Genomic DNA, 23,748 nt, shown 5'->3' on the forward strand with positions numbered 1-23,748 from the left:
CTGAAGTCGGCATACGAGATGTAGCTCCGTCTCGTGGGCTCGGAGATGTGTATAAGAGACAGGCCCGGAGGGTTGTGCTCGCTGCCGTGGGGATCGGCCGGGGTGCCTGGATACTCGGGAGGCTGGCTCATGTCCGTCCTAGCTGTTGACTCAACCTGTGGGCACGCGCACACGGGAACTTAGCAAAGATGAGTGCTCGGCGCCCGGATTCGTTTTCGTGGTATGCCTGAAGCCGTGTCCGACGGTCTTTTTGACCTGCCCGGCGCGCCGCCGACGAGCGATCACGCCCTGGGCGTGTCGGCCGGTGCACCGCTGGCGGTGCGCATGCGGCCGGCCTCGCTGGACGAGGTGGTCGGCCAGGAGCACCTGCTGGCGCCCGGGTCGCCGCTGCGCCGCCTGGTCGAGGGATCGGGCGTGGCGTCGGCCATCCTCTACGGCCCGCCCGGAAGCGGCAAGACCACACTGGCCGCGCTGATCTCCCAGGCGACCGGCCGCCGGTTCGAGGCGCTGTCGGCGCTGTCGGCCGGGGTCAAGGACGTGCGGGGGGTCATCGAGAAGGCACGGCATGCGCTCCTCAACGGCGAGCAGACGGTGCTGTTCATCGACGAGGTGCACCGCTTCTCCAAGACCCAGCAGGACGCCCTGCTGTCCGCCGTGGAGAACCGGGTGGTGCTGCTGGTGGCGGCGACCACCGAGAACCCGTCGTTCTCCGTGGTGGCGCCCCTGCTGTCCCGGTCGCTGATCCTGCAGCTGCGCCCGCTCGGCGCCGACGACATCCGCGCCGTCGTCCAGCGGGCGATCGACGACCCGCGCGGGCTGGGCGGGAAGGTCGCCGTGGCGCCCGAGGCCGTCGACCTGCTGGTGCAGCTGGCCGCCGGCGACGCCCGCCGCGCCCTGACCGCGCTGGAGGTCGCGGCCGAATCGGCTCAGGGGGCTGGCGACTCCGTCACCGTCGAGACCATCGAGCAGTCGCTGGACAAGGCCGCGGTGCGCTACGACCGCGACGGCGACCAGCACTACGACGTCATCAGCGCCTTCATCAAGTCGGTGCGCGGCTCGGACGTCGACGCGGCGCTGCACTACCTGGCCCGCATGCTCGTCGCGGGGGAGGACCCGCGGTTCCTCGCGCGCCGGCTGATGATCCTGGCCAGCGAGGACATCGGCATGGCCGACCCGAGCGCGCTGCAGATCGCGGTGGCCGCCGCCCAGACCGTGCAGCTGATCGGCATGCCCGAGGCGCAGCTGACGCTGGCGCACGCCACCATCCACCTGGCCACCGCGCCCAAGTCGAACTCCGTCACCACCGCGCTGGCCGCCGCGATGGACGACATCAAGGTGGGTAAGGCCGGCCTGGTGCCATCCCATCTGCGCGACGGGCACTACTCCGGCGCGGCGGCGCTGGGACACGCGCAGGGCTACCAGTACTCGCACAACGATCCCGACGGCGTCGTCGCCCAGCAGTATCCGCCGGACGAGCTGGTGGGCGTGGACTACTACCGGCCGACCGGCCGCGGCGGCGAGCGGGACATGGCCGGGCGGCTGGAACGGTTGCGGGCAATCATCCGCAGGAAGCGGGGACGGTGATGAAAACCTTCACTGACGAGGAGATGGGGCGGCTGCTGGCCACCACCAAGCCCTACAGCGTCGTCATCCTCAAGCAGGGGCCGCGCGTCGGCGAGGACACCACCCCGGGGACCGTCTGGGAGCACGGGCGGCGCAATTTCGGGCTGCGCGACGACGGCGTCATGGCCATCGTGTTGCCGGTCACCGACGGCTCCGACGTCTGCGGGATCGCGGTGTTCGCGGCCTCGGTCGACGACGCCGCCGCGATCATGGCAGACGACCCGGGTGTGGCGAGCGGCGTCTTCACCTTCGAGGTGCACCCCTGCCGCGGATTCCCGGGCGACGCGCTGCCCTAGCGGTCGCCCAGCGCCACGCTGGCGTGTCCCCCGCAAGCGGGCGGTACACCCAGCTCGACGGCCAGGGCGCCGCTAGACCAGCTCGGGCACCCGCAGGTGAGCGATCGCCAGCTCAAACTCGGCCACGTCAACGACCTCGGCGCCCAGCTCCCGAACGCGCCTGCTGCGCAATTCGGTGGCCCGGTCGCGGTTGCGGGCCATGGCGTCCATTGAGTCGAACGTCGAGCAGGACACCGCCCGCCGGCACGCGGGATGGTCGACCAGCAGGCTGGCGCTGCAGAACCCGTCGAGATCCTCCATCTCCGGCAGCACCGACATCCGGTAGAAGTCCAGCGATCGGCTGAGCTGATCAGGCACCACCTTGAGCCAGGTGGCCCGCACGCAGGCTCCCGGACGGGACGGGTGGTCGCGGTGTAGCAAAGCGATGTCCCACTCCTCGACCTGCGCGCTGCCGTCGAACATCAACGCGGCCTGATCGCGAATCGGGGCGACCCGTTCGGCGCTGGCGCGCATGGCGTCGATGCTGTCCCACGAGCTGGTGGCGATGCAGGTTCCGGACTGCCGGTCGACCAACAGTGACAGTCCGACACACCCGTCGATCTCCATGAGGGCCGGCATGACGATGTCGCGAATGTGCGCGATACCGATGTCTACCGATAAGGGTTGCGCCTGGATGGTGGTGGAGCGTGCGTACACGGCCGACCTCCTCTGTTGGGGCTTGTACCGAAGGGGCCCGGTGGGCGACCGGCCCATCAGTTACCTTCCTCCTGCCCGTTGCGCGCCGCAATGCCTTGATGTGGTCGCGCTCACAAACGATTGGCTGGTCGCAACAGGTGCGCCGTAGGCTGGTTCGGATGCATACCGATGTGCTCGACGTGGACACCACACGGCGCCGCATCGTCGATCTGACCGAGGCGGTGCGGGGCTTCTGCTGGTCGCGGGGCGACGGCTTGTGCAATGTGTTCGTCCCGCACGCGACGGCGGGCGTCGCCATCATCGAGACCGGGGCCGGCTCCGACGAGGACCTCCTCGACACGCTGGAACGGCTGCTGCCGCGCGACGACCGTTACCGGCACTCGCATGGCTCGCCGGGCCACGGCGCCGATCACGTGATGCCGGCGCTGGTGGCGCCGTCGGTGACGGTGCCGGTCTCCGCCGGCGAGCCGATGCTGGGCACGTGGCAAAGCATCGTGTTGGTCGACCTGAACCGGGACAACCCGCACCGCTCGGTGCGGTTGAGCTTTCTGGAGGGTTAGCGGCCCGGTAGCCAGCTATTCCGGCGAATACGCTGGAATAGACGTCCACGCAGAAAAAGTGAACAGGAAGAAGCGGACCAGAAGTGCAGACACACGAGATCAGGAAGAGGTTTCTTGATCACTTCGTGAAGGCGGGTCACACCGAGGTGCCCAGCGCATCGGTGATCCTCGACGACCCCAACCTGCTGTTCGTCAACGCGGGCATGGTCCAGTTCGTGCCGTACTTCCTGGGCGCGCGCACACCGCCGTACTCGACGGCCACCAGCATTCAGAAGTGCATCCGCACGCCCGACATCGACGAGGTGGGCATCACCACCCGGCACAACACCTTCTTCCAGATGGCCGGCAACTTCTCGTTCGGCGACTACTTCAAGCGCGGCGCCATCGAGCTGGCGTGGACCCTGCTGACCAACGGCGTGTCCGAGGGCGGCTACGGCCTGGACCCCGAAAGAATCTGGACGACGGTCTATTTCGACGACGACGAGGCCGTGCAGCTGTGGCAGGAGATCGCCGGGCTGCCGGCCGAGCGGATCCAGCGCCGCGGCATGGAAGACAACTACTGGTCCATGGGCATCCCCGGTCCGTGCGGCCCGTCGTCGGAGATCTACTACGACCGTGGCGAGGAGTTCGGCGTCGGCGGCGGCCCGGTGGCCAACGAAGATCGCTACATCGAGATCTGGAACCTCGTGTTCATGCAGAACGAACGCGGCGAGGGCACCGGCAAAACCGACTTCGAAATCCTCGGGCCTCTGCCGCGCAAGAACATTGACACCGGCATGGGCGTCGAGCGCGTCGCGTTCATCCTGCAGGGCGTGCACAACGTCTACGAGACCGACCTGCTGAGGCCCGTCATCGATGCCGTGGCCGCCCGTGCGCCGCGCGGGTACGACGCCGGCAACCACTCCGACGACGTGCGCTACCGGGTCATCGCCGACCACAGCCGCACCGCAGCGATCCTGATCGGCGACGGCGTCACTCCCGGCAACGACGGGCGCGGGTACGTGCTGCGCCGCCTGCTGCGCCGGGTGATCCGTTCGGCCAAGCTGCTCGACATCGAAGGCCCCATCGTCGGCGAGCTGATGGTCACCGTTCGCGACGCGATGGGGCCGTCGTATCCCGAACTGGTCGCCGACTTCGACCGGATCAGGCGGATCGCCGTCGCCGAGGAGACCGCGTTCAACCGCACGCTGGTGGCCGGCTCCAAGCTGTTCGACGAGGTGGCCGGCACCACCAAAGCCGCGGGAGCCAAAGCGATTTCCGGCTCGGACGCCTTCACGCTGCACGACACCTACGGCTTCCCGATCGAGCTGACCCTGGAGATGGCCTCCGAGGCCGGCCTGCAGGTCGACGAGATCGGCTTCCGGGAACTGATGGCCGAACAGCGCCGCCGGGCCAAAGCGGACGCCGCCGCCCGCAAGCACGCGCACGCCGACCTGAGCGCCTACCGCGAGCTGGTCGACGCCGGCCCCACCGAATTCACCGGCTTCGACGAACTGGCCTCCGAGGCAAGAATTCTGGGCATCTTCGTCGACGGGAAGCGGGTGCCGGTGGTGACTCACGGCTCGCGAACGGAAGGGACCGACGGCGCGCACCAGGTCGAACTCGTGCTGGACCGCACTCCGCTCTACGCCGAATCCGGGGGGCAGATCGCCGACGAGGGCACCATCAGCGGGACGGGCGCCTCAGAGTGCGCCCGCGCGGCCGTCACCGACGTGCAGAAGATCGCCAAAACCCTGTGGGTGCACCGGGTCAACGTCGAGTCCGGGGAATTCGTGGAGGGCGACACCGTGGTGGCGGCGGTCGACCCGGAATGGCGCCGGGGTGCCACCCAGGGCCACTCGGGCACCCACATGGTGCACGCCGCGCTGCGACAGGTGCTCGGCCCCAACGCCGTTCAGGCCGGGTCGCTGAACCGCCCGGGCTACCTGCGGTTCGACTTCAACTGGCAGGGTTCGCTGTCCGACGAGCAGCGCACCCAGATCGAAGAGGTCACCAACGAGGCCGTCCAGGCGGACTTCGAGGTGCACACCTTCACCGAGCAACTCGAGAAGGCCAAGGCCATGGGGGCGGTCGCGCTGTTCGGCGAGAGCTACCCGGAGCAGGTGCGGGTGGTGGAGATCGGCGGCCCGTTCTCGCTGGAACTCTGCGGTGGAACCCATGTCCACAACTCGGCGCAGATCGGACCGGTGACCATCCTGGGCGAATCGTCGGTCGGGTCCGGGGTCCGCCGGGTGGAGGCCTACGTCGGGCTGGACTCGTTCCGCCACCTGGCCAAGGAGCGCGCACTGATGGCGGGGCTGGCGTCGTCGCTGAAGGTGCCGTCCGACGAGGTGCCCAGCCGGGTGGCCGGCCTGGTGGAGCGGCTCAAGGCCGCCGAGAAGGAGCTCGAACGCGCGCGGTTGGCCGGGGCGCGAGCCGCCGCGACCAATGCCGCGGCCGGCGCGGAGCGTATCGGTAACGTCCGTGTGGTGGCGCAACGGATGTCGGCGGGGATGACGGCAGGCGACCTGCGTTCCCTGGTGGGCGACATTCGCGGCAAGCTGGGCAGCGACCCCGCCGTGGTGGCGCTGATCGCGGAAGGGGAGGGCGGCACCGTGCCGTACGCGATCGCCGCGAATCCGGCCGCCCAAGACCTCGGGATCCGCGCCAACGACCTGATCAAGCAGCTGGCCGCGACCGTCGACGGCCGCGGCGGGGGCAAGCCCGACCTGGCGCAGGGTTCCGGAAAGGACCCGACCCGCATCGACGCCGCGCTCGAGGCCGTCCGCTCTGAGATAGCGCGGGTCGGCTGAGTGGTTCCCACAGAGCATCGCTTGCCCGACCGGCCCGGCGACCCTGAGCAGGACCCCGGCCGGGGACCACGGCTCGGTATCGACGTCGGCAGCGTGCGCATCGGCGTCGCGTGCAGCGACCCAGACGGCATCCTGGCCACGCCCAAGGAAACCGTGCGCCGCGACCGCTCCGGCAAACACCTGCGGCGGCTGGCCGAGCTGGCCGCCGAGCTCGGGGCGGTCGAGGTGGTCGTCGGGTTGCCGCGGACACTGGCCGACCGCACCGGCCCGTCGGCGGTCGACGCGATGGAGCTGGCCAGCAAACTGGCGGAAGCGCTGGCCCACCGAGTTCCTCCCACCCCGGTGCGGCTGGCCGACGAGCGCCTGACCACCGTCAGCGCGCAGCGATCGCTGCGCGCGGCCGGCGTCCGCGCCAGGGAGCAGCGGGCGGTGATCGACCAGGCGGCCGCCGTGGCCATCTTGCAGAGCTGGCTCGACCAACGCCGAGCCACCCTGACGGCGGGGGAGTCCACCGATGGTTGACAGCGCACGGCGCGAACGGGCTGACCCAGAAGCGGTCGGTCCGTCGCGCAAAGGGGGCCGCGTTGCCCGGAACCGGGCCGACCGGGGGCGTCGCCGGCGGCTGTTCGCCGGCAAGATCGTGCTTGCGGTCGTCGCCGTCGTCGTGCTGGTGGGAGTTTTCGTCGGCGCCAAGCTGTGGCACACGGTGTTCGGGTCCGGCGACGACTACACCGGAAGCGGCAAGCGTGACATCGTGATTCAGATCAAGGACGGTGACTCGACCACCATGGTCGGGGAGACGCTGCAGCACGAGCAGGTGACCAAGACCGTCCGGGCATTCGTCAACGCCGCGCACGGCAACACCAAGATCTCTTCGATCCAGCCCGGCTTCTACCGGATGCGCACCGAGATCCCGGCGGCCAACGCCGTCGAGCGGCTGGCCGACCCGAACAGCCGGGTGGGCCGGCTGGTCATCCCGGAGGGCCGCCAACTCGACGACACCACCGACATGAAGACCAACAAGGTGACCCCGGGCATCCTGACGCTGATCTCCCGTGCCACCTGCGTGACCCTGGACGGCAACCAGCACTGCGTCGCGGTGGAGGAACTGCGGGCGGCGGCGACCAACAGCACGCCCGCGGCCCTGGCGGTGCCGCCGTGGGCGCTCGAGCCGTTCACCGAGCTCGGCAAGGACCATCGCCGGATCGAGGGGCTGATCGCGCCGGGCACCTTCAACGTCGACCCCTCGACGTCGGCCGAGACGATCCTGTCGGGGCTGATCAGCGCCGGCGCCGTGGAGTACGTGAAGTCGGGGTTGGTGGACACCGCCCAGGCCATGGGCCTGTCGCCCTACGACATCCTGGTGGTGGCGTCGCTGGTGGAGCAGGAATCCAAGTCGCAGGACTTCGCGAAGGTCGCGCAGGTCATCTACAACCGCCTGCATGCTCACCACACGCTGGAATTCGACTCGACGGTCAACTACCCGCTGGACCGCCGGGAAGTGGCCACCACCGACGCCGACCGCGCCCAGAAGACGCCGTGGAACACCTATGTGTCGCAGGGGTTGCCGGCGACCGCGATCTGTTCGCCCGGGGTGGACGCCCTGCATGCCGCCGAGCATCCCGAGCCCGGTGACTGGTTGTACTTCGTCACCATCGATGCCCAGGGGACGACGCTGTTCACCAAGGATTATCAGCAGCATCTGGCCAACATCGAGCTGGCTAAGCGCAACGGTGTCCTCGATAGCGCGCGCTGACGGCGCACCCCGGAAAGCGGCGGTGCTCGGCAAGCCGATCGCCCACTCGAAGTCCCCGCAACTGCACCTGGCCGCCTACCGGGCGCTGGGGCTGCACGACTGGACATACGAGCGCATCGAGTGCGACGCCGAGCAGCTGCCGGCGGTGGTCGGTGGGTTCGGACCCGAGTGGGTCGGGGTGTCGGTGACCATGCCGGGCAAGTTCGCCGCCTTGCGGTTCGCCGACGAGCGCACCGAACGCGCCGAGCGGGTGGGGTCGGCCAACACCCTGGTCCGCACGGCGGCGGGCTGGCGGGCGGACAACACCGACATCGACGGCGTGAGCGGGGCGCTGGGGTCAGCGGCCGGGCCGGCGCTGGTGTGCGGGTCGGGTGGGACCGCGCCGGCGGCCGTGCTGGGGCTGGCCCAGCTGGGCGTCACCGCCATCACCGTCGTCGCGCGCAATCCGGACAAGGCCGCCCGGCTGGTGGAGCTCGGCACGGGAATCGGGGTTCCGACGCGGTTCGTGGGTCTGGACAGCAGCGAATTGGCCGCTGCGGTGGCCGGCGCGGAGGTGCTGGTCAGCACGATCCCCGCCGAGGTCGGGGCGCGGTATGCGGACACCTTCGCGGCCATCCCGGTGCTGCTCGACGCCGTCTACGACCCGTGGCCCACGCCGCTGGCCGCCGCGGTGGCCGCCGCCGGCGGCCGCGTGATCAGCGGCCTGCAGATGCTGCTGCATCAGGCCTTCACCCAAGTCGAGCTATTCACAGGCCTCCCGGCGCCGCGAGAGGCCATGGCCGCCGCCTTGGGCTAGCGTCCCGCGGCATGCGGTTGACGGCGGCGGTCGCGGTGCTGGTCTGGCTGGCGGTGTTGAGCGGCTACGACATCCGCGAGCGGCGGTTGCCCAACCTGCTGACGCTGCCCGGCGCCGGGATGATCCTGCTGGCGGCCGCCCTGGCCGGGCGCGGCTGGTCCGCCCTCGCGGGGGCGACGGCGTTGACCGCGGTCTATCTACTGGTGCATTCCGCGGCCCCGGCGGGGATGGGGGCGGGAGACGTCAAGCTCGCGATCGGCCTGGGGGCGCTGGCCGGCTGTTTCGGCGTCGGGGTGTGGTTCCTGGCGGCGCTGGCGGCGCCGCTGCTGACCGTGTCGTTGGGCCTGCTCGGCCGGCTTCTCGGCGGCGCGGGCGCCACGTCGGTGCCGCACGGCCCCTCGATGTGCGCGGCCACCGCCGCCGCGATCGGCCTGGTGCTGGTGTGAGCCCGACGGCCACGCGCGGATTTAAGCCCACCCGGGCGCACATGGGAAGATGATCGGGTGTTGCGTTGGATCACCGCCGGGGAGTCCCATGGCCGCGCCTTGGTGGCCATGCTCGAGGGCATGGTCGCCGGCGTCGAGGTCAACTCGACCGATATCGGCGACCAGTTGGCCCGCCGCCGGCTCGGTTACGGCCGCGGCGCGCGGATGAAGTTCGAGCGCGACGCGGTGACCGTGCTCTCCGGGGTGCGCCACGGCATCACGCTGGGCGGCCCCATCGCCATCGAGATCGGCAACACCGAGTGGCCCAAGTGGGAGACCGTGATGGCCGCCGACCCAGTCGACCCGGCGGAGCTGGCCAATGTGGCGCGCAACGAACCGCTCACCCGGCCGCGGCCCGGCCATGCCGATTACGCGGGCATGCTCAAGTACGGCTTCGACGACGCCCGGCCGGTGCTGGAGCGGGCCAGCGCCCGGGAGACCGCCGCCCGCGTCGCGGTGGGCACCGTCGCGCGGTCCTTCCTGCGCCAGGCCCTGGGTGTCGAGGTGCTTTCGCATGTGATCGCGATCGGTCCGTCGGCGCCCTACGACGGCCCGCCGCCGCGCCCGGAAGACCTGCCCGCGATCGACGACAGCCCCGTGCGCGCCTTCGACAAAGAGGCTGAGGAGTCCATGATCGCCGAGATCGAGGCGGCCAAGAAGGACGGCGACACCCTCGGCGGCGTGGTCGAGGTGGTGGTCATGGGCCTGCCGGTCGGGCTGGGTTCGTTCACCAGCGGCGACAACCGGCTCGACAGCCAGCTCGCCGCCGCGGTGATGGGCATCCAGGCCATCAAGGGCGTGGAGATCGGCGACGGCTTCGAAACGGCCCGCCGCCGCGGTAGCCGCGCCCACGACGAGATGTATCCCGGACCCGACGGCGTGGTCCGCTCGACCAACCGCGCGGGCGGGCTCGAGGGCGGCATGACCAACGGGCAGCCGCTGCGGGTGCGCGCCGCGATGAAACCCATCTCCACCGTGCCGCGGGCGCTGGCCACCGTCGACCTGGCGACCGGTGACGAGGCCGTTGCCATCCACCAGCGCTCGGACGTGTGCGCGGTGCCGGCCGCCGGCGTCGTGGTCGAGGCCATGGTGGCGTTGGTGCTGGCCCGGGCGGCGCTGGAGAAATTCGGCGGTGATTCGCTCACCGAAACCCGCCGCAACATCGAGGCGTATCAGCGCGCCGTCGCCGACCGGGAAGCGCCGGCCGCCCGGGGTACCGCGTGATGGCACCCAGGGCGGTACTGGTCGGGTTGCCGGGTTCGGGCAAGTCCACCATCGGGCGGCGCCTGGCCAAGGCGCTCGGCGTCGGGTTCCTCGACACCGACGCGGCGATCGAGCAGCAGACCGGGCGCAGCATCGCCGACATCTTCGCCGCGGACGGGGAGCAGGAGTTCCGCCGCATCGAGGAGGGCGCGGTGCGCGCCGCGTTGGCCGACCATGACGGCGTGGTGTCGCTCGGAGGTGGGGCCGTCACCAGCCCGGGGGTGTGCGCGGCGCTCGCCGGCCACACCGTCATCTACCTGGAGATCAGCGCCAACGAGGGCGTGCGGCGCACCGGCGGCAGCGCCGTGCGCCCGCTGCTCGCCGGCCCGGACCGCGCCGAGAGATACAAAGCGCTGATGGCCGAGCGGGCCCCGCTGTACCGGCGCGTGTCGACGATCCGCGTCGACACCAACCGCCGCAATCCCGGGGCGGTGGTGCGCTACATCGTGTCCCGGCTGCAGACCCCCGAGAACGCCCACGCGGAGGCCGCGACATGACCCACACCGTGCAGGTGGCCGTCGACCCGCCCTACCCGGTGATCATCGGCACCGACCTGGGCGACCAGCTGGTCGAACTGCTCTGCGACCGGCACCGGGTGGCCATCGTGCACCAACCGGCGCTCGCGCAAACCGCCGAAGCGATCCGAAGCCGCTTGGCGGACAAGGGCGTTGACGCGCACCGCATCGAAATCCCGGACGCCGAGGCCGGAAAGGACCTACCCGTCGTGGGCTTCCTCTGGGAAGTCTTGGGCCGCATCGGGATTGACCGCAAAGACGCGTTGGTCAGCCTTGGCGGCGGCGCCGCCACCGACGTCGCCGGGTTCGCGGCGGCCACCTGGCTACGCGGCGTCGACATCGTCCACATCCCCACCACGTTGCTCGGCATGGTCGACGCGGCCGTCGGCGGCAAGACGGGCATCAACACCGACGCGGGCAAGAACCTGGTGGGCGCGTTCCATCAGCCGCTGGCGGTGCTGGTCGACCTGGCGACCCTGGAAACGTTGCCGCACAACGAACTCGTCGCCGGGATGGCCGAGGTGGTCAAGGCCGGCTTCATCGCCGACCCGGTGATCCTCGATCTCATCGAGGCCGACCCGCAGGCCGCCCTGGACCCCGCGGGTGACGTGCTTCCGGAGCTGATCCGGCGCTCGATCGCCGTCAAGGCCGAGGTCGTCGCCGCCGACGAGAAGGAGTCGGAGCTGCGCGAAATCCTGAACTACGGCCACACCTTGGCGCACGCGATCGAGCGCAGGGAGCGCTACGAGTGGCGGCACGGCGCCGCGGTGTCGGTGGGCCTGGTGTTCGCCGCGGAACTGGCCAGGCTCGCCGGCCGGCTCGACGACGCGACCGCGCAGCGCCATCGCACCGTCCTGTCGGCGCTCGGACTGCCGGTCGGTTACGACGCCGAGGCGTTGCCGCAACTGCTGGAATACATGGCCCAGGACAAGAAGTCGCGCGCCGGGGTGCTGAGGTTCGTGGTGCTCGACGGGCTGGCCAAGCCGGGGCGGCTGGCCGGCCCCGACCCGTCGCTGCTGGCGGCGGCATACGCGGGGCTGTCCGACGGAGAGGACGCCTGATGAGCACCACCGTCAACGTCATCAATGGCCCGAACCTCGGCCGGCTGGGCCGCCGTGAGCCCGAGGTGTACGGGGACACCACGCACGACCAACTGGCCGAGCTCATCGAGCGGGAGGCCGCCGCGCTCGGCCTGAAAGCCGTTGTGCGCCAGAGCGACAACGAAGCCCAACTGCTGGACTGGATCCATTCGGCCGCCGACGCGGGCGAACCGGTGATCCTCAATGCCGGCGGGCTGACCCACACGTCGGTCGCGCTGCGCGACGCGTGCGCCGAGTTGCGCGCGCCCCTGATCGAGGTGCACATCTCCAATGTGCATGCCCGCGAAGACTTTCGGCGGCACTCGTACCTCAGCCCGGTCGCGACGGGGGTGATCGTCGGGCTGGGAATCCAGGGCTACCTGCTCGCCCTGCGCTACCTGGCCGAAGCCGCCAAGGGTTAGCCCCTGCCGGGCGCGTTGCCCGGCGTGGTGGGCTCGTCGCCGGCCTTGCGGATCACCTCGGTTTTGGGCTCGGCCTCGGTCTTGGGGATCGTTTCGGTGGGCGCCTCACGCTCGGTGGTGCCCACCGTTTCGGTGGGCGCCTCACGCTCGGCCGTGGCGACCGCCGCGGTCCGCTCCTCGTGCCGCGCTCCAGCCGTGGGGATCTCCCCGGTCGGCGCGTCGTCACCGCGCACCGCCGAGAACACGTCAGTGTCGCTGTCCCGCCCTTCCCTGTCGCCAAGGCCGTGGCGCTTCTCCGGCTCCTTCTCGAACTGCCGGTCCACCCGCCAGCGGCCGATGGTTACGCCGATGATCCCGGGCAGGAACACGCAGAGCGCGGTGAACGCCGCGAACGTGGTCAGCTCGTTGATCAGGCCACCGGTGTAGAGACCCTTGTACACCAGCGCGATGAGCCAGGAGACGGCGCCGGATAGGACGCCGGCCACCAGGCCGGCCAGCAGCCAGGTCATCGCCAGATCGCGGCGCCGGTCCGGGTCCCGGTTCGCGTGGGCATCGGCCCGGCCGTCGAATACCCCCCAAACGACCACGCCGATGATGAACAAAAGCAGCAGCACCACGCTAAAAAGCCCGGCCTGCGTCTGCCATGCGTTTATCAACGCGCCTTGGAACAAGCGAACGATTACCATCGCCGCGGCGTAGACCAATCCGCGCAGCATCCAGGACCTCATGGGCAATCAGCGTAGCGAGTACCGTCAAGGGTCGTGACACATTCTCAGCGCCGGGACAACCTGAAGGCGCAAATTCGAGCCGGCGGACTGGACGCGCTGCTGGTCAGCGACCTGAACAACGTGCGCTACCTATCCGGGTTCACCGGCTCGAACGGCGCGTTGCTGGTTTTCGCCGACGATCGCGGCCCGGTGCTGGCCACCGACGGCCGGTATCGCACCCAGGCCGCGGAGCAGGCGCCCGGACTCGAGATCGCCATCGAACGCGCCCTCGGGCGCTACCTGGTCGGCCGGGCCGCCGAGGACGGCGTCGAGAAACTGGGCTTCGAAAGCAACGTGGTGACCGTCGACGCCTTCGACGTCCTGACCAGCGAGCTCGGCGAGCGCAAGGCGGCCACCGAGCTGGTGCGGGCCGCCGGGACCGTCGAGGCGCTGCGCGAGGTCAAGGACGACGGTGAGGTGGCGCTGCTGCGGCTGGCCTGCGAGGCGGCCGACGCCGCCCTCGCCACGCTGGTGGAGCGGGGCGGCCTGCGGCCCGGCCGGTCCGAGCGTGAGGTGAGCCGGGAGCTCGAGGCGCTGATGCTCGACCACGGCGCCGACGCGATCTCGTTCGAGACCATCGTGGCCGCCGGGCCGAATTCGGCGATCCCGCATCACCGTCCCACCGACGCCGCGCTGGCGGCCGGGGACTTCGTGAAGATCGACTTCGGCGCGCTGGTGGCCGGCTATCACTCCGACATGACCCGCACCTTCGTGCTCGGCAAGGCCGCCGACTGGCAGCTGGAGATCTATCAGCTGGTCGCCGACGCCCAGCGGGCCGGGCGGGAGGCGTTGCGGGCGGGCGCCAACCTGCGCGACGTCGACGGCGCGGCGCGCCAGCTGATCGTCGACGCGGGCTACGGCGAGCAGTTCGGCCACGGGCTGGGGCACGGCGTGGGGTTGCAGATCCACGAGGCGCCGGGGATCGGCGCCACGTCCACCGGCACGTTGCTGGCCGGTTCGGTGGTGACCGTCGAGCCGGGCGTCTACCTGCCGGGCCGCGGCGGCGTGCGCATCGAGGACACCCTGGTCGTGCCCGGCGAATCCGCGGCGACCCGCGGGCAGGCGCCGGAGTTGCTCACCCGGTTTCCGAAGGAGTTGGCGGTTCTGGCCTAGCCGAACCGCGCGGTTCGGCGGCCTGGCGGCCGGGGGTAAAGTCGGGTGGCGTGAATGGGGTGGAGCCAATCGAGCGTGGGCTGACGCGCTTGCGGGATTTTCGGTGGGAGCTGAGCGCCCAGCCCCTGCGGGAGCTGCGGCTAGAGATCGACATCGTGTATTTCCCAGTCCCGGTGCCGTTTTCCGGCGGGAGAAAGCTCAACGTCCCCTTCTTGACGATGATCAAGCGGCTGCGGCCTTCGCCGAGCGAGCCGGCCGAGGCCGGCCCCTAACGCGGGAGCTTCCCGCCGCCACCCGACGCGCGGGCGTCGGCCGCGTCGCGCTTTAGACTGACGGACAAATTGCAGACAGTTCGCGAACGACTGTCCATCCTCTAGGAGATACACCGAACCGTGGCAAGCACCGCCGATTTCAAGAACGGACTGGTGCTGGTGATCGACGGCCAGCTCTGGCAGATCGTCGAGTTCCAGCACGTCAAACCGGGCAAGGGTCCGGCCTTCGTGCGCACCAAGCTGAAGAATGTGCTTTCCGGCAAGGTCGTCGACAAGACGTACAACGCCGGCGTGAAGGTGGAGACGGCCACCGTCGACCGGCGCGACGCCACGTACCTGTACCGCGACGGCTCGGACTTCGTGTTCATGGACAGCCAGGACTACGAGCAGCACCCGCTGCCGGAGTCGCTGGTCGGCGACGCCGCCCGGTTCCTGCTGGAGGGCCTGCCGGTGCAGGTGGCGTTCCACAACGGGGCCCCGCTCTACCTCGAGCTGCCGGTGTCGGTCGAGATGGAGGTCACCCACACCGAGCCGGGCCTGCAGGGCGACCGGTCCAGCGCCGGCACCAAACCCGCCACCGTGGAGACCGGGGCGGAGATTCAGGTGCCGCTGTTCATCAACACCGGCGACAAGCTGAAGGTGGACACGCGCGACGGCAGCTATTTGGGGCGCGTCAACGCGTGAGCAGGCCCGTCAGGGGGCGCCATCAGGCCCGCAAGCGTGCCGTCGACCTGTTGTTCGAGGCCGAGGCCCGCGGGCTGGGCCCGGCCGAGGTCGCCGACGGGCGCGCCGCGCTGGCCGCGGCGAACTCGGAGGTGGCGCCGTTGCAGCCGTACACGGTCGCGGCCGCCCGGGGGGTCGGGGAACACGCCGCCCACATCGACGACCTGATCAGCTCGCATCTGCAGGGCTGGACGCTGGACCGGCTGCCCGCCGTCGATCGCGCCATCCTGCGGGTCGCGGTGTGGGAGCTGCTCTACGCCGACGACGTCCCGGAGCCGGTCGCCGTGGACGAGGCCGTGCAGCTGGCCAAGGAGCTGTCCACCGACGACTCGCCGGCCTTCGTCAACGGCGTGCTGGGCCAGGTCATGCTGGTGACGCCGCAGATCCGGGCGGCCGCCGCCGCGGTGCGTTCGAGTGCGGCGGCCGCGCCGGAAACCGAGGAACGCCAGGCGTGAGCCGGCTGGAGCTGCGCGCCGTCGTCGCGGGGTTGCTGGCCGCGACGGTGGTGCTGGGTGCCGTGGTCTGCGCCGCCTTCGGCTGGACCATCGTCGCGTCGGCGCTGTCGATCTACGCGCTCGCGGTGGGCGCCTGGCTGTATCACTGCGTCGAGCGGCTGATCGTGGCCCGCCGCATCAGCACGGTTCGCACCGCCGCGAGGCCGCTGCAGCCGCTGCTGCCCGTGATGGCCGCGATCATGGGCCTGACCCAGGCCGTGGTGCGATCGCTGTCCGACGTCACCGAGTTGCCGGCCCGCCGCTGGGACCTTCCGGTACTGCGCTGGGTGGACAGCACGCGCGTCAACCGGCGCATCGTGGACGCTGACGAGGATGACGACGAGCTGAACAGCTGAGGAGAGCTCACGCGAAACGATCACGTGGGCCGCGCGGCGGGGTGAGAATACAAGTCGCTCAGAAAACAGGTGAGGTCATGACTCGATACACCACCCAGCCGCGACGACTCCGCGTCTCCGCGCTGGCGGCGGTGGCCAACCCGTCCTACGCCCGCGTCGACACGTGGAATCTGCTCGACGACGCGTGCCGCCACCTCGCCGAGGTCGACCTGGCCGGGCTCGACAAGACCCACGACGTGGCCAGGGTGAAGCGCCTGATGGACCGCATCGCCGCCTACGAGCGGTACTGGCTGTATCCGGGGGCGGCGAACCTGGCGACGTTCCGCGCGCACCTCGAGAGCCTGTCCACGGTGCGGCTCACCGAAGAGGTTTCCATGGCCGTCCGGCTGCTGAGCGAATACGGCGACCGCGCAGGGCTTTTCGACACCTCGGCGCCGCTGGCCGACCAGGAGCTGGTAGCCCAGGCCAAACAGCAGCAGTTCTACACCGTTTTGCTCGCCGACGACGCGCCCGCGACGGCCCCGGACTGTCTGGCCGAATGCCTGCGGGACCTGCGCAACCCGTCCGACGATGTGCAGTTCGAGATCCTGGTGGTGCCCAGCGTCGAAGACGCCATCACCGCGGTCGCCCTGAACGGCGAGATCCAGGCCGCCATCATCCGCGACGACCTGCCGCTGCGCTCCCGCGACCGGCTGCCGCTGATGAACACGCTGCTCGGGCCCAACGAGGATGCGGACGGGGTCATTCCCGACCGTGCCAACGACTGGGTGGAGTGCGGCGAGTGGATCCGGGAGTTGCGGCCCCACATCGACCTGTATCTGCTGACCGACGAGTCCATCGCGGCGGGCGATGACACCGAGCCCGACGTCTACGACCGGACGTTCTACCGACTCAACGATGTCACCGACCTGCACAGCACCGTCCTCGCCGGGCTTCGAAACCGTTACGCCACACCATTTTTCGATGCGTTGCGGGCGTATGCGGCGGCACCGGTCGGCCAATTCCACGCGCTGCCCGTCGCGCGAGGTGCCAGCATCTTCAACTCGAAGTCGTTGCAGGACATGGGCGAGTTCTACGGCCGCAACATCTTCATGGCCGAGACCTCGACCACGTCCGGCGGCCTGGACTCGTTGCTCGACCCGCACGGCAACATCAAGAAGGCGATGGACAAGGCCGCGCACACGTGGAATTCCGACCACACGTATTTCGTCACCAACGGGACGTCCACCGCCAACAAGATCGTCGTCCAGTCCCTGACCCGGCCGGGCGACATCGTGCTGATCGACCGCAACTGCCACAAGTCGCATCACTACGGGCTGGTGCTGGCGGGTGCGTACCCGTTGTACCTGGATGCTTATCCGTTGCCGCAGTTCGCGATCTACGGGGCCGTGTCGCTGCGCACGATCAAGCAGACGCTGCTGGGTCTCGAGGCGGCCGGCCAGCTGGACCGGGTGCGCATGCTGCTACTGACCAACTGCACCTTCGACGGCGTGGTCTACAACCCGCTGCAGGTCATGCAGGAGGTGCTGGCGATCAAGCCGGACATCTGCTTCTTGTGGGACGAGGCGTGGTACGCGTTCGCGACCGCCGTGCCCTGGGCCCGGCAGCGGACCGCGATGGTGTCGGCCGAGCGTCTCGAGCGGATGCTGGCTTCGCCGGAATACGCTGCCGAGTACCGGGATTGGGCGGCGTCGATGGAAGGGGTCGACCGCTCGGAGTGGGTCGACCGCCCGCTGTTGCCCGACCCCGCCCGCGCGCGGGTCCGCGTGTACGCGACGCATTCGACGCACAAGTCGCTGTCGGCGCTTCGGCAGGCGTCGATGATCCACGTCCGCGACCAGGATTTCAACGCCCTGGCCCGCGATGCGTTCGGTGAGGCGTTCCTGACCCACACCTCGACGTCACCCAACCAGCAACTGCTGGCGTCGCTGGACCTGGCGCGCCGGCAGGTCGACATCGAGGGCTTCCAGCTGGTCCGGCAGACCTACGACATGGCGCTGGTATTCCGCCACCGGGTGCGCCGAGACCGGTTGATCAGCAAGTGGTTCCGCATCCTCGACGAGTCCGATCTGGTGCCCGAGGAGTTCCGGGCGTCGTCGGTGAGTTCCTACCGCGAGGTCCGGCAGGGGGCGCTGGCCGAGTGGAACGAGGCGTGGCGGTCCGATCAGTTCGTGCTGGACGCGACGCGGGTGACGTTGTTCGTCGGCAAGACGGGGATGAACGGGTACGACTTCCGCGAGAAGATCCTGATGGACCGATTCGGCATCCAGATCAACAAGACGTCGATCAACAGCGTGCTGTTGATCTTCACCATCGGTGTGACATGGTCGAGCGTGCACTATCTGCTCGATGTATTACGCAGGGTGGCAATCGATTTCGACCGCGCCGAGAACGCCGCCAGCGTCGCCGACCGGGCGCTGCAGGAGCGTCACGTCGAGGAGATCACGCAGGACCTGCCGCACCTGCCCGACTTCAGCGAGTTCGACGTCGCCTTCCGGCCGGTGGACGCGTGCATCTTCGGCGACATGCGGTCGGCCTTCTACGCCGGATACGAGGAGTCCGATCGCGAGCACGTCCTGATCGGCATGGCGGGCCGGCGTTTGGCGGAGGGCAAGACGCTGGTGTCCACCACGTTCGTGGTGCCCTACCCGCCGGGCTTCCCGGTTTTGGTCCCCGGTCAGGTGGTGTCCAAGGAGATCATCTACTTCTTGGCCCAGCTCGACGTGAAAGAGATCCACGGCTACAACCCCGACCTGGGGCTGTCGGTGTTCACCGAGGTGGCGCTGGCGCGGATGGAGGCCCAGCGGAACGCGGCGCTGGCGGCGGTGGGTACGGCGTATCCCTCGTTCGAGTTGCCGTCGGACGCTTCGGGCATGAACGGCGCCGGCAATGGTGACCGTACCGCGCGAGCCGTCAGCGAAGGCGCCTGAGGCTAGGGACGCGACGGGGCCGAGTATCGGGGGGTGGGCTGCGCCCAGCCGAGCTCGCCTGCCCGGATCCCTCGGGTGATCTCGTCGCCGCGGGCCGGGCTGCCGGCCGGCGCCGTTTCCGGACAGCCGCAGCTGAGGGTGCTGAACGGGCTCGGGTCGGCGCCTGCGGGGCCCGCTGCCACCAACCCCAATCCGACGGCGATGGCGGCGTAGACCAGCATTCGCGTGGTCGCGCGGTTCTTGTGACCCGCCGGGCGTGCAGTACCAGACATGACGGTGTCAGCGTAGGAGCCGATCGCTGAGAAGCCGCTGAGAAGAGTGCTGACCTCGGTGTTTCCCAACGGTGCGCGGCCCTGCAGAATCGGAGGGGTGCTGTCGCCTCGCCTCCCGCACGGGGGCATCGCCGCTCGCTCGGCCGCTGTGTCGGCTGTCGTCGTGCTCTGCGCCCTTGCCCTCGCCGGCGCGGGACTGGACGCGATCCTGTACCGGTCGCTACTGGTGGGCGTCGATTATGCCGCCGCCGAAAGAGTTCGCGACCTGGCGAACGCGCTGCAGGCCGAGCTGCCGGCCGGCCTCGACAACGCCCTGTTGACCACCGACCCCAGGGTGGTCGCCGTGCAAGTGATCGCCCCCGACGGCAGGGTGGTCAAGCGGTCGCGTTCCGCACCCGCCACGCCGCTCGTTCCCGTGAGCGAGTTCGACTTCGCGCTGCGTCGCGGCCTGTCTGACGACGCGGTGGCGGGTGACGACATGCGCGTCAGCGGTCGGCGGGTCGCAACCCCGTCCGGCGATTACACGGTGCTCGTTGGCGGGGGGAGCGAGGCGGTCGAGGAGACCGCGCGGACCGTCGCCCTGCTCCTGGCGGCCGGTGCGCCCATCGTCATCGCGGGGGCGGCGGTCGCGACGTTCGTGCTGGTTCGCCGGTCGCTGCGATCGGTGGACGCGATCCGCGCGCGGGTGGCCGAGATCTCGACCTCCGACCTGGCCGAGCGGGTGCCGGTGCCCAACGGCCGCGACGAGATCGCCGCTCTGGCGGTGACCATGAACCGGATGCTGTCCCGTATCGAAGCCGGCCACCGTGCGCAACAGCGCTTTATCGGCGACGCGTCGCATGAACTGCGCAGCCCGCTGGCCACCATCATCTCCGGGCTGGAAGTCGCCGAGGCCCACCCAGACCTGCTCGACGCCGAGTTGGCGGTCAACACCCTGCTTCCCGAGGCGCAACGCATGCACGCGCTGATCGAAGACCTGCTGCTGCTGGCCCGCGCCGACGAGCAGAGCCTGGTGCGGCGCAAGGAAGTACTCGCCCTCGATGAGGTCGCCGACGTCGAGGTCGCCCGCGTGCGACGGGAGGCGCGCTGCGCAATCGACACCGACATCGGCCCGGTGCGCTGCACCGGCGACCCGATGGCCATCTCGCGAATGATCCGCAACCTGGTGGAAAACGCTGTCCGCCATGCCACTTCGCGTGTCGCCGTGGAAGTCGGCAGCGGCAACGGGACGGCCACTGTTACCGTCAGCGATGACGGCCCGGGGATCTCCCCGGCCGACCGGACCCGGGTGTTCGAGCGCTTCGTGCGTCTGGATTCCGACCGTGCCCGCAGCGGCGGGGGAGCCGGCCTGGGCCTCGCGATCGTCGCCGAGGTGGTCGCCGCTCACGGCGGCTCGGTCGCCATCGAGGACCGGGCGGGCGGCGGAACCCGGATGGTGGTGTCCCTGCCGCTACACGACCCTCAGCACAGCAGCCGGTAGCCGACGCCCCGAATCGTTTCGATGGTGTTGGTGCCGAAGGGAATATCGATCTTGCGACGCAGATATCCCACGTAAACCTCCACCACGTTGTCGGGCCCGCGGTAGTGCGCATCCCACACGTTGCGAAGTATCTCGGCCTTGGTCACGACCATGTCCTTGTTGCGCATGAGGAATTCGAGCACCCCGAATTCCCTGGGGGTCAACGTGATCGGGGCGGAGTCACGGTGGACGGTGTGCCGCGCTGGGTCCAGGCGCAGCGATCCCGCGGCCAGCACCGCGGGCCGCTCCGGCACGCCGCGGCGCATCAGGGCCCGCAGCCGCGCCACCAGCACCCGAAACGAGAACGGTTTGGTCAGGTAGTCGTCGGCTCCCAGGTCGAAAGCGTCCGTTTCGTCGTACTCACCGTCCTTGGCCGTCAGCATCAGGACCGGCGTCCAGACGTTTTGCGCCCGCATCCGGCGCAGCACCTCGTATCCGCTGTGGCCGGGCAGCATGATGTCGAGGATCACCACGTCGAAGCCGGTGTCAACCGCCTCCCGTAGGCCGTCGACGCCCGTGCCGACGGCCACGACGACGAATCCCTCCGCCTTGAGCCCCCGAGCGAGAGTGGCCGACAGCCGCGCCTCGTCCTCGACGAGAAGGACTCTCATGCCATCACGCCTCTTCGTGGGCCGCGCCGGGGTGGTGTCCCGGCCGCTGCGGCAGGACGGCGATCAACGCCACGATGATCGCCGCGATCACGGCCGAGGCCAGCGGGCGGCTCAGGTTGAGGCCGCCGTCGGCGACCGGCTTGTCGATGAAGTCGCCGATCGTTGCGCCCAATGGGCGGGTCAGGATGAACGCAACCCAGAACAACGCGACCCGCGATACGGCGGTCCAGTAGTAGAGCGCGATGACGACGGCAAGGCCGGCGGCGAACACCAACGCCCCACGCTCGTAACCGAATCCGCGAGTGTCCGCGAGCCAGTCGCCCAGCGCGGTGCCCAGGGTCTGCGAGAACGTGATGGTTGCCCAATAGAAGGCCTCGACTTTCGGCGTCGAGACGGTGGTAACCGACACGGTGCCCTCCGACCACCGCCACAGGCCCAAGGTGGCCAGGAGGCAACCCAGGAGCAGGAGCGACCCGCCGGTGTAACCGATGCCGAGCGATCGGTCGGCGAAGTCGGCCAGCGTCGTGCCGAACGTCGTCGACGCCACGATCGTCGCCCAGTACAGGCTCGCGTGGAAGCGTTTGGCGACGATCTGAGCGGCAACCAGCACCACCAGCGCGACGCCGAAAAGGGCGACCCCGGCCGCGTAGCCCCAGTTCAGCGTCATCGTGACGGTGTCGCCGCCCGTCTCGCCCAACGTGGTCGCCAAGATCTTGATGATCCAGAAGCCCAGGGTGACCGCCGGCACCTTGGTCAACGCTTGCCGCGAAAGGTCACTCATCCACAGTCATCTTCCGGTGTCGTCGTTGATGCATTCCTAGGGTAGTCGCGCTGAGAAGACGCTGAGGGCCCGGATAAGAAACCGCTGTGTCCACACTGTGAATCGCCGTGTCGAATGGTCGTCCCACCGGGATCCCAAAAGGCCAGGCGCACAATGCAGTTCCGCACTTCGGGCCACGGGGGCCGGTGCGTGGACGCTGAGCTTTTTGTGTCAATTACCTTAGCGTTCAATAAGTTACAGCGATCTCGGCGCCAGGCGCCGGGTGAACGTCGTGCCACGATGGATTGCATGCTTTCCGGGGCCGGTAGCGCTAGCCAACTGGGCGCGGGTGCGCGCTGGTCGGTCATGATCGTCTCCTTGGGGGTGACGGCAACGTCGTTCCTGTTCATCAATGGCGTTGCGTTCCTGATCCCGTCGCTGCAGGCCCGCCGCGGCATCCCGCTGACCGAAGCCGGCCTGGTGTCGTCCATGCCGAGCTGGGGGATGGTGGTAACGCTTGTGCTCTGGGGCTGGGTGCTGGACCGCGTCGGCGAGCGGCTGGTGCTGACGGCAGGCTCGGCGCTCACGGCGGCAGCGGCCTACGCCGCGGCGTCTGCCCATTCGATGGTGGCCATCGGTGTCTTCCTCTTTCTCGGTGGGATGGCCGCGGCCAGCTGTAACACCGCCGGCGGGCGGCTGGTGTCCGCGTGGTTCCCGGCGCACCAACGGGGCCTGGCGATGGGCATCCGCCAGGCCGCGCAGCCGTTGGGCATCGCGTTGGGCGCGTTGGTGATTCCGGAGCTGGCCGAGCGCGGTCCCCGTTCGGGGCTGATGTTCCTCGCCCTCATGTGCACGGTGGCGGCAGCGGCCAGCACGCTGGGGATCGTCGATCCGCCGCGGAAATCACGCCAGGCAGCCACCGACACGGAACTGGCGAGTCCATATCGCGGGTCGTTCGTGCTGTGGCGGATTCACGCGGTGGGCGCCCTGCTGATGATGCCGCAAACGCTGACGGTGACGTTCATGCTCGTGTGGCTGATGAATCGCCATGGCTGGTCGGTCGCGGCGGCCGGCGGTTTGGTCACCCTGAGTCAGCTGCTGGGCGCGGTGGGCCGAATCGCGGTCGGGCGGTGGTCGGATCGCGTCGGCTCGCGGATGCGGCCGGTCCGCGCCATCGCCATCGCCGCCGCGCTGGCGCTGTTCCTGCTTGCCCTCACCGACGGCACCGGGTCGGGCTACGACGTGTTGCTCATGGTCGCCATCGCGGTGATCGCGATGCTCGACAATGGGCTCGAGGCCACCGCCATCACCGAGTTCGCCGGCCCGTTCTGGAGCGGGCGCGCCCTGGGCGTGCAGAACACCACTCAGCGGCTGATGGCCGCCGCCGGGCCGCCACTCTTCGGCGCGCTGATCGTCGCCGCCGAATACCCGCCCGCCTGGGCGCTTTGCGCGCTGTTCCCGTTGGCGGCCGTCCCGCTGGTGCCCACCCGGCTGCGACCGTCGGGACCGGAGAACCCGAAAAGTGCTGCGCCATCACGATTTACGCTGAATCGGGAGGTGACTGCCGCTAAGTGATCGCGCTCGACGAAGCCGGGCGCTGGGCGAAGCCGGGTAGCCGGCGATCGAGTGTGCGCTGACGGCTTTCAGT

General features: G+C 69.6%; 25 protein-coding genes. 20 read left to right on the forward strand and 5 right to left on the reverse strand.

What is annotated here, in order from left to right; all coding sequences use genetic code 11:
* Positions 1–222: 222 nt before the first annotated feature.
* On the forward strand, positions 223–1,584 hold the full coding sequence (locus A5781_RS14710; protein ID WP_067207276.1) for a replication-associated recombination protein A: 1,362 nt from the start codon (positions 223–225) through the stop codon (positions 1,582–1,584).
* Positions 1,584–1,919 carry a hypothetical protein gene (locus A5781_RS14715; RefSeq protein ID WP_067207279.1) on the forward strand — a complete coding sequence of 112 codons (336 nt, stop codon included), beginning with the start codon at positions 1,584–1,586 and terminating at the stop codon, positions 1,917–1,919. The genes A5781_RS14710 and A5781_RS14715 overlap by 1 nt, the downstream gene beginning before the upstream one ends.
* Positions 1,920–1,991: 72 nt before the next feature.
* Here the strand turns inward: A5781_RS14715 and A5781_RS14720 are convergent, their stop codons facing one another.
* On the reverse strand, positions 1,992–2,615 hold the full coding sequence (locus tag A5781_RS14720; RefSeq protein WP_067207282.1) for a hypothetical protein: 624 nt from the start codon (positions 2,613–2,615) through the stop codon (positions 1,992–1,994).
* 170 nt (positions 2,616–2,785) lie between these two features.
* On the opposite strand from A5781_RS14720, the gene A5781_RS14725 reads away from it, so the two are divergent.
* From A5781_RS14725 to aroQ, 10 genes are all read left to right on the forward strand, one after another.
* Positions 2,786–3,175 carry a secondary thiamine-phosphate synthase enzyme YjbQ gene (locus A5781_RS14725; protein WP_197503851.1) on the forward strand — a complete coding sequence of 130 codons (390 nt, stop codon included), beginning with the start codon at positions 2,786–2,788 and terminating at the stop codon, positions 3,173–3,175.
* A gap of 83 nt (positions 3,176–3,258) precedes the next feature.
* Positions 3,259–5,967, forward strand: a complete 2,709-nt coding sequence (gene alaS, locus A5781_RS14730) for an alanine--tRNA ligase (RefSeq protein WP_067207288.1) — start codon at positions 3,259–3,261, stop codon at positions 5,965–5,967.
* On the forward strand, positions 5,968–6,489 hold the full coding sequence (gene ruvX / locus A5781_RS14735) for a Holliday junction resolvase RuvX (protein ID WP_067207291.1): 522 nt from the start codon (positions 5,968–5,970) through the stop codon (positions 6,487–6,489).
* Positions 6,482–7,723, forward strand: coding sequence for an endolytic transglycosylase MltG (mltG, locus tag A5781_RS14740; protein WP_067207294.1), 1,242 nt, complete (start codon positions 6,482–6,484; stop codon positions 7,721–7,723). Before ruvX ends, mltG begins: the two co-directional genes overlap by 8 nt.
* Entirely contained in the window at positions 7,710–8,519 is an 810-nt protein-coding gene (locus A5781_RS14745; RefSeq protein ID WP_156624664.1) for a shikimate dehydrogenase, read from the forward strand. The genes mltG and A5781_RS14745 overlap by 14 nt, the downstream gene beginning before the upstream one ends.
* A gap of 11 nt (positions 8,520–8,530) precedes the next feature.
* On the forward strand, positions 8,531–8,965 hold the full coding sequence (locus A5781_RS14750) for an A24 family peptidase (protein ID WP_067207300.1): 435 nt from the start codon (positions 8,531–8,533) through the stop codon (positions 8,963–8,965).
* A gap of 57 nt (positions 8,966–9,022) precedes the next feature.
* Entirely contained in the window at positions 9,023–10,228 is a 1,206-nt protein-coding gene (gene aroC, locus A5781_RS14755; protein WP_067207303.1) for a chorismate synthase, read from the forward strand.
* Positions 10,228–10,764: a shikimate kinase gene (locus tag A5781_RS14760; protein WP_067207308.1), complete on the forward strand. Its 537-nt coding sequence runs from the start codon at positions 10,228–10,230 to the stop codon at positions 10,762–10,764. Before aroC ends, A5781_RS14760 begins: the two co-directional genes overlap by 1 nt.
* Positions 10,761–11,843, forward strand: a complete 1,083-nt coding sequence (gene aroB, locus A5781_RS14765) for a 3-dehydroquinate synthase (protein WP_067207313.1) — start codon at positions 10,761–10,763, stop codon at positions 11,841–11,843. The genes A5781_RS14760 and aroB overlap by 4 nt, the downstream gene beginning before the upstream one ends.
* Entirely contained in the window at positions 11,843–12,283 is a 441-nt protein-coding gene (gene aroQ, locus A5781_RS14770) for a type II 3-dehydroquinate dehydratase (RefSeq protein ID WP_067207317.1), read from the forward strand. Before aroB ends, aroQ begins: the two co-directional genes overlap by 1 nt.
* Here the strand turns inward: aroQ and A5781_RS14775 are convergent.
* Positions 12,280–13,011 (reverse strand): B-4DMT family transporter, encoded by a 732-nt coding sequence (locus tag A5781_RS14775; RefSeq protein ID WP_082939356.1) that lies wholly within the window; start codon positions 13,009–13,011, stop codon positions 12,280–12,282. The genes aroQ and A5781_RS14775 overlap by 4 nt on opposite strands.
* Before the next feature lie 33 nt (positions 13,012–13,044).
* Here A5781_RS14775 and A5781_RS14780 point away from each other — a divergent pair, with 33 nt between their 5' ends.
* The 6 genes from A5781_RS14780 (at position 13,045) to A5781_RS14805 (ending at position 18,938) form a co-directional block, all read left to right on the forward strand.
* A complete protein-coding gene (locus A5781_RS14780) occupies positions 13,045–14,163 on the forward strand; it encodes a Xaa-Pro peptidase family protein (protein WP_067207325.1) in 1,119 nt (372 codons plus the stop codon).
* 50 nt (positions 14,164–14,213) lie between these two features.
* Positions 14,214–14,435: a hypothetical protein gene (locus tag A5781_RS14785; protein WP_067207328.1), complete on the forward strand. Its 222-nt coding sequence runs from the start codon at positions 14,214–14,216 to the stop codon at positions 14,433–14,435.
* A 120-nt stretch (positions 14,436–14,555) separates the two neighbouring features.
* Positions 14,556–15,119: an elongation factor P gene (gene efp, locus A5781_RS14790; protein ID WP_066945215.1), complete on the forward strand. Its 564-nt coding sequence runs from the start codon at positions 14,556–14,558 to the stop codon at positions 15,117–15,119.
* Entirely contained in the window at positions 15,116–15,613 is a 498-nt protein-coding gene (gene nusB, locus A5781_RS14795) for a transcription antitermination factor NusB (protein ID WP_067207331.1), read from the forward strand. Before efp ends, nusB begins: the two co-directional genes overlap by 4 nt.
* Complete coding sequence (locus A5781_RS14800; RefSeq protein WP_067207334.1) at positions 15,610–16,008, forward strand: antitermination protein NusB; 399 nt, start codon at positions 15,610–15,612, stop codon at positions 16,006–16,008. Before nusB ends, A5781_RS14800 begins: the two co-directional genes overlap by 4 nt.
* A gap of 77 nt (positions 16,009–16,085) precedes the next feature.
* Positions 16,086–18,938, forward strand: coding sequence for an aminotransferase class I/II-fold pyridoxal phosphate-dependent enzyme (locus A5781_RS14805; protein ID WP_067207339.1), 2,853 nt, complete (start codon positions 16,086–16,088; stop codon positions 18,936–18,938).
* 2 nt (positions 18,939–18,940) lie between these two features.
* On the opposite strand, the gene A5781_RS14810 is transcribed toward A5781_RS14805, so the two are convergent.
* The gene (locus tag A5781_RS14810) at positions 18,941–19,210 is read right to left on the reverse strand and encodes a hypothetical protein (RefSeq protein ID WP_067207499.1); all 270 of its coding nucleotides are present in this window, start codon (positions 19,208–19,210) and stop codon (positions 18,941–18,943) included.
* A gap of 58 nt (positions 19,211–19,268) precedes the next feature.
* Here A5781_RS14810 and A5781_RS14815 point away from each other — a divergent pair, with 58 nt between their 5' ends.
* A complete protein-coding gene (locus A5781_RS14815) occupies positions 19,269–20,690 on the forward strand; it encodes a HAMP domain-containing sensor histidine kinase (protein WP_067207502.1) in 1,422 nt (473 codons plus the stop codon).
* Here A5781_RS14815 and A5781_RS14820 read toward each other — a convergent pair.
* Complete coding sequence (locus A5781_RS14820) at positions 20,672–21,340, reverse strand: response regulator transcription factor (RefSeq protein ID WP_067207342.1); 669 nt, start codon at positions 21,338–21,340, stop codon at positions 20,672–20,674. The two genes, A5781_RS14815 and A5781_RS14820, sit on opposite strands and share 19 nt — an antisense overlap.
* Positions 21,341–21,344: 4 nt before the next feature.
* Complete coding sequence (locus tag A5781_RS14825; protein WP_067207344.1) at positions 21,345–22,121, reverse strand: hypothetical protein; 777 nt, start codon at positions 22,119–22,121, stop codon at positions 21,345–21,347.
* Positions 22,122–22,409: 288 nt separating this feature from the next.
* On the opposite strand from A5781_RS14825, the gene A5781_RS14830 reads away from it, so the two are divergent.
* A complete protein-coding gene (locus tag A5781_RS14830) occupies positions 22,410–23,675 on the forward strand; it encodes an MFS transporter (RefSeq protein WP_067207504.1) in 1,266 nt (421 codons plus the stop codon).
* Positions 23,676–23,748 lie beyond the last annotated feature (73 nt).

The organism is Mycobacterium sp. 852002-30065_SCH5024008, from assembly GCF_001665645.1.
Lineage (GTDB): Bacteria > Actinomycetota > Actinomycetes > Mycobacteriales > Mycobacteriaceae > Mycobacterium > Mycobacterium paraffinicum.